This window comes from Corallococcus sp. CA053C (assembly GCF_003611675.1).
GTDB lineage: Bacteria > Myxococcota > Myxococcia > Myxococcales > Myxococcaceae > Corallococcus.
In genome coordinates, this window is the sequence record NZ_RAWA01000314.1 from 1 (window position 1) to 11,725 (window position 11,725).

Consider the following 11,725-nt stretch of genomic DNA (forward strand, 5'->3'; position numbering starts at 1 on the left):
CGGAGGCCCCGCGCCGTCAGGCCCCCGTCGTCGATGAGCGGCCCACCGACACCCGCCCCATCCCGGTGCGGACCAAGACGCACGACACGCTCGCGGGCTACAACGTGGACATCTCCGCGGCGCTCAAGGCCGCGGAGCTGAAGGACCGTGAGCGCGAGCTCGCGAACGCGAAGCGCAAGAACCCGAAGAAGCCCGCGAAGGTCGCGGTCTTCTCGCTGCCGCGCCTGTGGCCCGTCCCGGCGCCCTACCGCTTCTGGTTCATGCTGGGCGTGGTGGCGCTGGCGTGCGGCCTGGGCTTCGGCGTGATGTGGATCATCCTCGGCGCGTCCGGCGCCTGAGCCCCGCTGCCCGGCAGCCCGTCACGTCGGGTCGGTGTCGGGCAGCAGGGACGGCTCCAGCGGCAGGAAGAGCCGGAAGATGGTGCCGCCCGTCTCCGGCACCTCCAGCAGCAGCTGGCCCAGGTGCGAATCGACGATGCGCTTCACCACCGCGAGCCCCAGCCCGGTGCCCTGCGCCTTCGTGGTGAAGAAGGGCTCGAAGACGCGCGTGCGCAACTCCAACGGGATGCCCGGCCCGGTGTCGCAGATCTCCACCTGCACGCCGGGCCGCTCCATCCACGCCCTCCGGGCCACCACCCGCAGCGTGCCACCCTGGGGCATGGACTGCACCGCGTTGATCGCCAGGTTGAGGAAGGCCTGACGGATCATCCGCTCGTCCACCTTCACCTTCGGCACGTCCTCCTCCATCACCCACTCCACGCGCACCGGCGGGGGCGGGTTGCCCCCCGTGTCGGAGAGCGCGCTGCCCACCGCGTCCTCCAGCAATTGCGTCACCGACGCGGCGGACAGGTGCGGCGACGAGGGCCGGGCGAACATGAGCAGGTCCGCGACGATGCTGTTGAGCCGCTCCGCCTCCTCCCCCACGATGTTCACCAGCGGCGTCGCCGGGCTGTCCGCGCCGATGATGCGGCGGATGGTGGCCACCGAGTTGAAGATGGCGCCCAGCGGGTTTCGCACCTCGTGGGCCACCACCGCGGACAGCTCGCCCAGCGCGACCAGCCGCTCGCGGTGCACCAGCTGCTCCTGCGCGCGCGCCAGCTCCCCGTAGCTCTTCTTCAGGTCCTCCACCAGCCGCGCGCCCTCCAGCGCCAGCGACAGCTGGTTGGCGATGGCGTCCGCCCGCTCCAGCTCCGCGGCCGTGAAGCGGCGCGGGCGGCGCGTCTCCACCATCACCGCCACGCCCACCATCTGCGCGTGCACCGCGAGCGGCAGCACCATGTACGCCAGGCCGCCCGTGGACTGGCGCAGCCCGTCGTCCAGGCGCGTGTCCTCGCGCGCGTCCTCCACCCGCAGCGGCTGCCGCGTGCGGAACACCTCCGCCGCGAGCGAGTGATGCGACAGGTCCAACGGCAGGTCGCGCCCCACCAGCTCCGGGTGGTTGCCCGTCGCCGCGCGGACCGCCAGGCGCTCGCCCTTCGAGTCCGGCAGCAGCACGTACGCGTCCGGCACGTCCACGATGCGCGCCAGGCTGGTGACGCCCGTGGCCAGCAGCCGGTCCAACTCCAGCGTGGCCGCCAGCGCCTTGCCCACCTCGTGCATCAGCGCCAGGTCCTCCGCCCGCCCGCGCACCTCGTCCAGCAGCCGGTGGGATTCAATGGCCGCCGCGAAGTGCGTGCCCATGGAATGGAGCGTCTCCAGCTCCAACGGGGTGAGCTGCCGCCGCGCGTGGAACAGCACGCTCAACGTGCCCACGCCGCGCGAGCGCACCCGCAGCGGCACCGACACCAGCGTCTGGAACGCCAGGGCCCGCAGCGCGTCGCGCGTGGGCGCGGGACACGCCTCCGCGTCCAGCACGTGCACCGCGTCCAGCGGACCGCTCGGACGGGGCAGCGACCCCAGGCGCGCGCGGCGCACCCGGGCCACCGCGTCCTCGGACAGGCCGCGCGCGTACACCAGCTCCAGCGGCTCGCCCGGCTCGGGGCGCGTCTCCGCCGGCAGCAGCAGGCACACCGCGTCGCAGGCCAGCAGCCCGGCGATCTCCTCCGTGCCCGAACCGAAGAACGCGCGCGGGTGCGGCGCGGACGCCGCCTGGGATGCCAGCCGCCCCAGCGCGGTGAGCGCCGTCGCGCGCACGGCCAGCCGCTGGACGGTGCGCGCCGCGTCCAGCGCGGAGGACACCTGCTGACCGAACAGCCGCACCGCGGCCACGTCCTCCTCGACCAGCCAGTCCGCCGCCAGCACCAGCATGGCCACAGGCGCCTTCTCCACGTCGATGCGCACGCCCACCGCGGGGTGCGGCTCCACGCGCTGGAACACCGCGAGCACCGCGTCCATGCGCGCCTCCGCCACGAACCGCGACGCCTCCACGCCCAGGTCCTCCCACCACGCGGCCCCGTCGCGCCAGGTGCGCACCAGCCCCGGGGCCCAGCCGCCCTGCACCTCCGCGCTCACGCGTCCACTCAGCGCCGGCGCATGCGGCACCAGCCGGGGCGACAGCGCCGCCATGCACAGCTCCACCCCCACGCCCCGGGGCTCGAGCCACGCGAAGCCCAGCTCCAGCGCCTCCAGCCCCCGGAACACCTCCTCGCGCACCGCGGCCTCGGACTCCAGCGACCGCACCGCGCTGCCCAGCTCCACCAGCTGCCGCAGCGCATGCTGGCGTCGGACCCGGTTCGTCACGTCGCGCGCCTGCACCACCCAATCCCTGGCATGCGGGTGCACCGTCAGCTCCACGCGCACGTCGCGGACCGCGCCGCGCAGCGAAGCCTCATAGGTGCCCGCCACCGGCGCCGAGTCCAGCCGCCGCGCGTGCCGGTCCACCGGCTCCCCGGCCTTCGGCTCCGCGAGGAGCGCCGTCACCGGCTGGCCCAGCAGGGCTTCGCGGGGCGCGCCCAGCAGCCGCGCCAGCGCCGCGTTCGCGTGCACGAGCAGGCCGTCGCGCAGCACGAACACGCCCAGGGCCATGTCGTCGAAGAGGCGGTACGCCGCCCCCTGCTCCTCGGGAACCGTCCCCACCCGACGGTTCATGCGCTCAGTGCCTCTCACCCGCATCACGTTGGCACCCCGGGGCCCATCCGGTGAAGCCACCCCCACGTCGCAGCGACCACCAGCGCACACCGCGTACGCAATGCGTCAATGCAACGACGCGGTGTTTCAGTGAGCCTGCGTCAAATGGAGCCCTGTGCACGGAGTACCCCAGGTATGCGTGCTATTGACAGTACGTGTGGAAACATTTAGAACCATGGATTTAGAAAAACGCGGATTGATCCGGGCTCCAGGGTCTACCTGAGAGCCCTCAATGTTCGCGCTACCCAGGGGGATGTCTTGAGTCTGCCCCGAGCGACTTCCGGTGTCATCGTCCAGCAGCAGGACGGAGCCTTCTTCCTTCTGGATACCGAAGGGGGCGAGGTCTTCCGGGTGAACGAGACGGCCGCGCGCATCTTCGAGCTGTGCCAGAGCGGCACGACGCTCGACGGCGCCGTGCAGTCGCTCGCGAAGGGCCTCAACGCCGTCGACCAGGAGCCTGACATCCGCGCCGACGTCCAGCGCACCGTGGAGCAGTTCCAGGAGCTGGGGCTCTGCGAGCCCTCGCCGTCCTTGTAGGTTCTTCAAAGCAGCCGCCGCCGTCCGCCGCCGTCCGAAGCTGTCGTTGCAGGCCTTGCAGTCGCCGCGAAGACCCCCGTCCGCGGCAGGAAGCCTCATCACCTTCGTGGAGCCCCCTCATGAGAGGGGTTGGGCCGTGCCATGCCCAGGCTCCGTCTTTCGTGTGTGTCTTGAAGCCGGGACACATGCGAACCCATCCGTGAGACGCGGTGTTTCATGGATGGAATGACGCGCGAAAACGGGCGGTGACAGGGAATGTCAGACCCCCTGTGCACACTCCGCCGCGCTTCATCGCAGTGGCTGTCAGTGAAGCAGTCCACCCAAGGAGAAACACCATGTACACCAACGCCCAGATCGTCCGCGTCTCCGCCGCTTCCGACAAGTGCACGTGTGGCGGTGGCATGACCATCAGCACGGACGTGCTCCAGCAGGCGGAGTAGTCCGCAGCCCGCTGTTCCGCAGCCCCACACCCCAAACCAAGGAGCAACACACCATGTACACCAACGCCCAGATCGTCCGCGTCTCCGCCGCTTCCGACAAGTGCACCTGCGGTGGCGGCATGACCGTCATCGTGCTGCAGGACAACGCGACGCTGGCGGAGTAGCTCCGCCCGTCACGTCGTCTGTTCAAACCCCACACCCCAAACCAAGGAGTCTCACCATGTACACCAACGCCCAGATCGTTCGCGTTTCCGCCGCTTCCGACAAGTGCACCTGTGGTGGCGGCATGACCGTCATCGTGCGCCAGGACGCGACGATCGCCGAGTAGTGCCTTTCAGCCGGGTGGAGGCCGTACGCCTCCACCTGGCTGTCTTCTTCGCACACCGACGCCCGCCGCCATGCCGCCTGCTTCAACCCCCGCTTCCACCCCGCTGCTGCTCTTCACGCAGGCGGACGTCGCCGGCCACGCGCTCTTTCGCGTCGTGCCCGTGGAGGTCTCCGTGCATCCCGGCCAGGGTCGGCTGTGGGTGGACTTGTCAAAGGGCAACGCGTTCACGCCCGCGTGGCAGCGCCATGCGCAGCACCTGGCGGCGCTGGGGCGCGCGCACTACGCGCTGCCGTGGGAAGAGACGGACCTGCACGTGTCGCCGCGAGGGCGGGGCGTGACGCTGGATGGCCGGAGCGCGTCGCTGCCGCTGTTCGTCGCCTGGGTGGCGCTCTTGAGCGGCCGCCCGCTGCCGGCGCCCTTCCTGGGCACGGGGGTGGCGCTGGACGAGCACGGCGAGCGGCTCGCGCCCGCGCCGCGCGAGTTCCTCCAGGGCAAGCTGGGCGTGGCCCAGGCCTATGTGAAGCAGGTGTTCCCGAACGCCGGCCGCGTGCCGGTGTACGTGCCCGAGGGCAGCGGGTTCGACGCGGCGCCCCTCACGGCGCTGGACGTGCGGCCGGTGCCCACGCTCACGCGGGCGGTGTCGGCGGTGCTGGGCCTGGAGCCGCGCCAGGGCGCGGTGGGCGTCACCACGAAGCAGGAGGGGGAATGATCCGCCAGGGCGTGCGCGCCATCCGGGAGATGTACGCGCTGACGAAGGGGCTGGGCAACCTGCGGGTGATGTTGGGCTCGGGCCTGGTCGGCATGGTGGCCGCGGGGCTGCTCAACCCGGTGATGCCGCTGTACCTGCGCGCGCGGGGCCTGGGGTTCCAGGAGATTGGCCTGCTGTACACCGTGGGCTCGCTGCTCCCCATCTTCGTGCAGCCGGTGCTGGGCGCGCTGTCGGACCGCTACGGGCGCAAGCCCTTCGTGGTGGGGCTGTCGCTCGTCACGTCGCTGATGGTGCCCGCGGTGGCGCTGGTGGATGACCCGAAGCCGCTCGCCGCGGTGATGATCCTCAAGATGCTCCTGGCGCGCAGCGCGGCGCCGGTGTCCAACGCGATGGTGGCGGACTTCGCGCCCACGAAGCAGCGCGCCACCATCTTCGCCATGCTGGACGCCACGTCGAACCTGGTGTTCGTGGCGGCGCTGTTCGCGTCCTCCGGGGTCATCCGCGCGCTGTCGGTGAGCGGCACGTTCTTCGTCGCGGGCGGCCTGTTCCTGGTGGGCAGCCTGATGCTCCTGTCGCTGGACGACTCGCGGGCGGCGCCGCGCGCCCCGGCGGCGCCCGGCAAGGTGCAGGCGGGCTGGACGCTGGCGTTCCGGGGGCTCGTGTCCCCCTTCACCTACGTGAAGGACCACCCGCACCTGTCCGGCCTGTTCCTCTGGCAGTTCTTCTTCACCTTCGCGCTGGCGCTGTTCCCCACCTACCTGCCGCTGTACGCGGTGGAGTCGGGCATGCCCCGGGAGATGGTGGGCCCGCTGGTGGCGGTGTCCTGGCTCGTCTACGCCTTCGTGCAGCCCTTCGGCGGACGGCTGTCGGACCGGCTGCCCCGGCGCGTGGGCCTCATCTCGTTGGGCCTCGGTGGCATGGCGGTGATGTCGGCGGTGCTCGGCGCCTCCGGGTGGATGCCGCACGGGTACGTGCTGGGCTCGCTGGTGGTGGCCTGGATGCTGCTCGCGGTGCCGGACGGCCTGCACCGCTCCTCCGCGTCCGCGCTGGTGGTGGAGCAGGTGCCCTCGCCCACGGAGCGCGGCCGCTTCATGGGCGCGCTGGGCTCCAGCGGCGCGCTGGCCGGCGTGCTCGCGCCCTTCACCTACGGCCTCATCGCGCAGAAGGCCGGCATCGGCTTCACGTTCCTTGTCTCCTCGGCGGCCTTCGTGCTGGCCCTCGCCTGTGTGTCGAGGGTGCGCGAGTCCACCGACGTCGCCCCCGTCGCGGCCCCCGTGGCCGCCCTCACCCCTACCTCGGAGCCCGGATGAGCCCCTTCCGCCAAGCATGTCGCCGGGGCACCGCGTTGTTGCTCGCGCTGGTGCCCGCCCTGGGTTTCGCCGATTCGACCTACAAGGTCACGGCGACGCCGACGACCGAAACCATCACCATCGACGGCAAGGGGGACGAAGCCGCGTGGCAGGCCGCGCCGGAGATTGGCGGCTGGTACCTGACGCGCGTGGACTATGGCCGTCCCGCGCCGGACGACACCAAGGTCCGCATCCTCTACGACAAGGACAACCTCTACTTCCTGTTCCACTGCCTGGACGCGAAGCCGGAGCGCATCGCCGGGTACACGGTGCAGAACGAGGGGTTCCTCCACCAGGAAGACAACATCACCATCATCCTGGACACGTACCTGGACCACCGCAACGCGTACTACTTCTGGACGAACCCGCTGGGCGTGCGCACCGACGGGCGCATCGTGGATGACGGCGAGGCGTTCTCCACCAACTGGCGCGGCGAGTGGGAGACGAAGTCCACCGTGGTGAAGGACGGGTGGATTTCAGAGGTCCGCATCCCGTTCGCGAACTTCCAGTTCGACAAGAAGGAGGAGATGTCCTTCGGCATGCTCCTGGACCGCGAGCAGTCGCGCAACCAGGAGTGGAGCAACTGGACGCCGGACGGCGCCAACAGCGCGAAGGTGAGCCGCTACCCGCACCTGGAGGGCCTGAAGAACATCAACCCGCGCTCCATCTTCAGCGTCACCCCGTACGTGGCCAGCACGGTGGCGCTCAAGTACAACGACGACCGCGGCACGTTCCGGCCCAACGTGGGCGCGGACGCGCGCATCGACCCGGCGCCGTGGCTGTCCCTGAAGCTGACGGCGAACCCGGACTTCAGCGACGCGGAGGCGGACCAGGGCTTCCTGCTGCTGGACACCGAAGCGCCGCTGTTGCCGGAGCGCCGCCAGTTCTTCCTGGAGAGCGAGCACCTCTTCATCGCGCCCATCAACATCTTCACCTCGCGCCGCATCGCGCTCCGGCCGCATGACCGGGTGTGGGGCGGGTTGCAGCTCACCGGCAAGGTGGGCGACACGAACTTCGCGATGATGGACGTCCAGCACCGCGACTTCACCGGCAAGGGCGTGGGTGGCAAGGACGTCTACGAGAACGTCAACTCCGGCGTGCTGCGCCTGCAGCACGACATTGGCAAGCGGTCGATGATCTCCCTGGTGGCGCTCAACCGCAGCGGCCGGGGTGGCGTCTTCGGGGACTCGGACTTCCAGACGCTGGGCGTGGACGGCAACTTCCACCTCTTCGAGGAGTTCTTCATCCAGGCGCAGGCGCTCAGGAGCTGGAGCCCGCTGGGCAACGAGGACGCGGACGCGTACCACGTGGGCCTGCACCGCTTCGACACGCTGACGGAGTTCTGGCTGCAGTTCGAGGACATCGGGAAGAACTACGCGAACCCGCTGGGCTGGACGCCGGTGGTGGACAAGCAGGGCTACAACTCGCACCTGTTCCTCAACCCGTTCCCCAAGTGGCGCTTCCTGCCCCGGCTGGACGTGACGTGGGACACGCTGTGGCGCCGCAACCACGAGCACGAGCGCACGCGCTGGCGCCAGCGCCTCAACGTGCAGCCCTACCTGCACCACGACTTCGCGCTCATCTTCGACGGCGTCTATGACGACAACGAGGGCTTCAAGAACCGCGTGGGCACGTTCGGCTTCACCCTGTTCCCGCACGACTGGCAGAGCTACACGCTGACGGCCATTGGCGGCCGCTTCCTGGGCGGGCAGCTGCGCGGCCTCAACGGCGCCGTCAACCTCAAGGTGGGCGAGCGCATCGTCGCGCGGTTCAGCGGCTTCTACACGCGCAACTTCGACGTGCCGGAGAACAGCCAGCTCTTCGGGAAGTCCGGTGACGGCTACAGCTTCTCCGGCTACGCGCAGCTGCGCTACCACTTCAGCCCGGACCTCTACGCGCGCCTGACGCTGCAGAAGGGCGACGTGTACGAGCTGGCGGACTACAGCGCCGTGCGCGGCACGTTCCTGGACGCGATGATTGGCTGGCACTACCGCCAGTGGAGCGACATCTTCCTCGTCTACACGGATCAACCCTTCGCCGGCTTCCAGGAGCGGCGGCTCCTGTCGAAGATCTCCTTCAACTTCTGAAAGCCTGACTCGCCAGAAAGTGAGCGCACCCCCATGAGCACCGCCGACGCCGCCAGCCTCAAGCGCCGCTACGACGAGGTGTCCCCGAAGTACGAACAGGCCCCCAACCAGACGGCCATCAAGCTGTTCTGGCTCGCCTACGAGCACCTCACCTGGAAGCCGGTGGAGGCGCTGCTGCCGAAGGACGGCACGTCGTGGCGCGTGCTGGACGCGGGCGGGGGCGGGGGCAAGTTCGGCACGCGCTTCGCGGAAGCGGGCCACCACGTCACCGTGCTGGACATCTCCCCGGGCATGCTGGACGGCGCCCGCGCGCAGTTCACCGCGAAGGGGCTGCTGGACCGCGTGGCCTTCGTGGAGGGCAACGTGGCGGCGCTGGACCTGCCGGACGCGGCGTTCGACCTGGTCTTCTGTGAGGGCGACCCGGTGTCCTACTGCATGGACGCGTACCCGCAGGCGGTGAAGGAGCTGGTGCGCGTGGCGAAGCCGGGCGCGCCGGTGGTGCTGGGCGTGGACAACCGCTACGAGGCGTTCAGCTACTACGTGAAGCAGGGCAAGCACGCGGAGGCGTTCAAGCTGCTGCAGGACGGCAAGACGACGTGTCCCTATGGCCTGCCGGTGCACGCGTTCACGGTGCGCGAGCTGGAGCAGGCGGTGGAGGACGCGGGCGCGGACCTGCTGGAGATCTTCGGCAAGCCGGTGATGTTCTTCGACATGCTCAACGCCATGGCCGCCTCCCGCGGGGCCACGCCCGCGCAGCCGTGGGACGCGTGGTCCGCGCGTGAGGAGATCTTGGCGCAGCAGGAGAAGCTGGCGCACGAGGGCTTCGCCGTCCTGGGCCAGCACTTCCAGGTGATGGCGCGCCGCCGCGCCTGACGCGAAGGAGCACGCACCGTGGGCCTCCCCTTCCTTGGCGTGGGACTCAGCTACCGCTGGGACCTGAACCCGCATCTGGCGCGCGGCAACCCCGGCGTGGACTGGCTGGAATTGACGCCCGAGCACTTCCTGCCGCTCACGCCGGACGCGGAGAAGCGCCTGGACCTGCTCGCGAAGCGCTACCCGTTGGTGGGCCACAGCCTGGAGCTGTCGGTGGGCTCGGACGGGGTGGACGCGCCCGGCTACCGCGAGGGGCTGAAGCGCATCACCCAGCGCACGAAGAGCGTGTGGCACGGGGACCACCTGTGCTTCACGCGCGTGGGGGACCTGCCCCTGCGCGCGCTCACGCCGGTGCCGCTGACGGATGAAGCGGTGGCCACCTGCGTGCGCAACGTGAAGGCGGCGCAGGCGGACCTGGGCGTGCCCTTCGTGGTGGAGAACATCGCGTACCTCTTCCACACGCCGCTCAACACGCTGGACGAGGCGGACTTCCTGCGCCGGGTGGTGGAGGGCGCGGACTGCGGGCTGCTCCTGGACCTGCACAACCTGTACTGCAACGCGGCCAACCACGGGTTCGACCCGTATGCCTTCCTGGACCGGCTGCCCCTGGAGCGGGTGGTGCAGATCCACCTGGCGGGCGGCATGACGATGGAGGGGCTGCGCCTGGACAGCCACTCGGCGCCGTCGCCGGAGGAGGTGTGGCAACTGTTGGAGTACGTGGCGCCGCGCTGTCCGGTGCGCGGGGTGAACTTCGAGATGGACAGCGGCTTTCCGCCCTTCGCGCGACTGGTGGAGGAGCTCGCTCGCGCGCGGGCCATCCTCCAGCGCTGCGGCGCGAACGCGGCCTGAAGGGGACGGAACGACATGGGCTACCCGGAGACGCTGGAAGCGCTGGCGCGGCTGCACGTGGACCCCCGCTTCCGCGAGGCGTGGACGCACGACGCGGGCCGTGCGCTCGCGCCGCTCGCGCTGACGCCGGGGGAGCGCACGGCGCTGGGGCAGGTGGACCGCATCGTGGTGGACCGCGCGGGGCGGATGATGGACTACCACCGCAGCGAGCGCGTGCGGGAGCAGCTGGCGTGGGTGGACGAGGCGAAGCGGCCGGAGCTGGCCCCGCTGCGCCTGCGCTTCCTCCAGGACGTGCTGCCGGAGGTGCTCAACCGCGAGGAGGCCATCACCTTCTGCCGCTTCCTGGAGTCCGCCACGGACCCGGGCCTGCCGGCCTATGTGCCCCAGGTGGCGCGTTGCGAGCGGCTGCGCATCGCGCTCGCGTGGGGCCTGCTGCCCATGCCGGCCACGGGCCCCCACGTGGAGACCTTCGACTTCCCGGTGCTGGGGCTGCTCGCCGCGCTGGCCGCGCCGGGCTGGCCCCCGGTGGAGCCACGCCCCACGCGCGTGGAGTACCTCAAGGTGCCGGGCCTGCCCGCGGTGATGCTGCGCGAGCTGCCCGCCCCCTGAAGGACGCTCCGGGGGGCACCCGGCGTCAGTGACTCCGGCGGTGGTGTATCTTCTGGTAGGTGCCCATGAGCTGGGCCTCGCCCAGGATGTGGCCGTCCATGGCCTCGCGCAGCTCCGCGCGGGAGGGCCGGCCCAGGTCCGGAAGGACCGTGTCCAGGGCGTACAGCCGGAAGAAGTACCGGTGGCTGCCGACGGGCGGCATGGGCCCGCCGTACTCCTGCCGCTGGAAGTCGTTGAGCCCCTGGAGGACTCCGGGCGGCATCACCTCCGGGGTGGCCCCGTCCGGGAGGCTCTGGGCGTTGGGCGGCAGGTTGTAGAGGACCCAATGGCAGAAGGTGCGCTGCGGGTGGGCCGGGTCCGGCGCGTCCGGGTCCTCCACGATGAGGGCCAGACTCCGGGTTCCCGGGGGGATGTTGTCCCAGTGGAGGGGGGGCGAGTGGTCCTCGCCCTCCCCGGTGTAGGCCATGGGGATGGGCATCCCGTCCTGGAACTGCGACGAGGTGAGCTCGAGCGGCTTCGGCATGGGTGGCTCCTGGAAGCGAAAGCGGCAAACGTGTCCCCCGGCAAGCTGGCGATGGCCTCCCCCCGTGCGCAGTGGCGACGGGCGCGCCGCCCGGCCGCCCGTCACCCCCGGAGGACGCGCCTTCCTGATCCACCGGCCGCTCCCCGGCCCGCTTGCTGACCCCGGGCGTCCTCACGAGGAGAAGCGCGAGGAGAAACGCGAGGAGAAAACCCCGCTGGGGGCCGGGCCGTGGTAGCTGCGCTTGCGGGTGCCGCAACCCTTCCTGGAGGCGTGGGGAAGGTGGGGCCCCCACGGACCCCGTAGCGGTTGCACGCGCCGCGCATTCGGTGCTAAGCGGCGCCCGCGCGGGTATGGGC

Annotated in this window: 10 protein-coding genes; 8 read left to right on the forward strand and 2 right to left on the reverse strand. The window is 70.7% G+C overall.

The window, feature by feature from the left end; translation table 11 throughout:
• A partial coding sequence (locus D7V97_RS44870; protein WP_158623493.1) for a hypothetical protein occupies positions 1-338 on the forward strand: 338 nt, incomplete at its 5' end.
• Between the two features lie 21 nt (positions 339-359).
• Here the strand turns inward: D7V97_RS44870 and D7V97_RS31265 are convergent.
• Positions 360-3,026 (reverse strand): ATP-binding protein, encoded by a 2,667-nt coding sequence (locus D7V97_RS31265; RefSeq protein WP_120614284.1) that lies wholly within the window; start codon positions 3,024-3,026, stop codon positions 360-362.
• Positions 3,027-3,323: 297 nt separating this feature from the next.
• Here D7V97_RS31265 and D7V97_RS31270 point away from each other — a divergent pair, with 297 nt between their 5' ends.
• From D7V97_RS31270 to D7V97_RS31300, 7 genes are all read left to right on the forward strand, one after another.
• Entirely contained in the window at positions 3,324-3,602 is a 279-nt protein-coding gene (locus tag D7V97_RS31270) for a PqqD family protein (protein ID WP_158623494.1), read from the forward strand.
• An 838-nt stretch (positions 3,603-4,440) separates the two neighbouring features.
• Positions 4,441-5,079: a hypothetical protein gene (locus D7V97_RS31275; protein ID WP_120614286.1), complete on the forward strand. Its 639-nt coding sequence runs from the start codon at positions 4,441-4,443 to the stop codon at positions 5,077-5,079.
• Positions 5,076-6,389 (forward strand): MFS transporter, encoded by a 1,314-nt coding sequence (locus tag D7V97_RS31280; protein WP_120614287.1) that lies wholly within the window; start codon positions 5,076-5,078, stop codon positions 6,387-6,389. Before D7V97_RS31275 ends, D7V97_RS31280 begins: the two co-directional genes overlap by 4 nt.
• Positions 6,386-8,515 (forward strand): carbohydrate binding family 9 domain-containing protein, encoded by a 2,130-nt coding sequence (locus D7V97_RS31285; RefSeq protein WP_120614288.1) that lies wholly within the window; start codon positions 6,386-6,388, stop codon positions 8,513-8,515. Before D7V97_RS31280 ends, D7V97_RS31285 begins: the two co-directional genes overlap by 4 nt.
• Before the next feature lie 33 nt (positions 8,516-8,548).
• Positions 8,549-9,388, forward strand: coding sequence for a class I SAM-dependent methyltransferase (locus tag D7V97_RS31290; RefSeq protein ID WP_120614289.1), 840 nt, complete (start codon positions 8,549-8,551; stop codon positions 9,386-9,388).
• A gap of 18 nt (positions 9,389-9,406) precedes the next feature.
• Positions 9,407-10,237 (forward strand): DUF692 family multinuclear iron-containing protein, encoded by an 831-nt coding sequence (locus tag D7V97_RS31295; protein ID WP_120614290.1) that lies wholly within the window; start codon positions 9,407-9,409, stop codon positions 10,235-10,237.
• A 15-nt stretch (positions 10,238-10,252) separates the two neighbouring features.
• Positions 10,253-10,846, forward strand: a complete 594-nt coding sequence (locus D7V97_RS31300; RefSeq protein ID WP_120614291.1) for a hypothetical protein — start codon at positions 10,253-10,255, stop codon at positions 10,844-10,846.
• 25 nt (positions 10,847-10,871) lie between these two features.
• Here the strand turns inward: D7V97_RS31300 and D7V97_RS31305 are convergent, their stop codons facing one another.
• Positions 10,872-11,369, reverse strand: coding sequence for a YbhB/YbcL family Raf kinase inhibitor-like protein (locus D7V97_RS31305; RefSeq protein ID WP_120614292.1), 498 nt, complete (start codon positions 11,367-11,369; stop codon positions 10,872-10,874).
• Between the last annotated feature and the right edge of the window lie 356 nt (positions 11,370-11,725).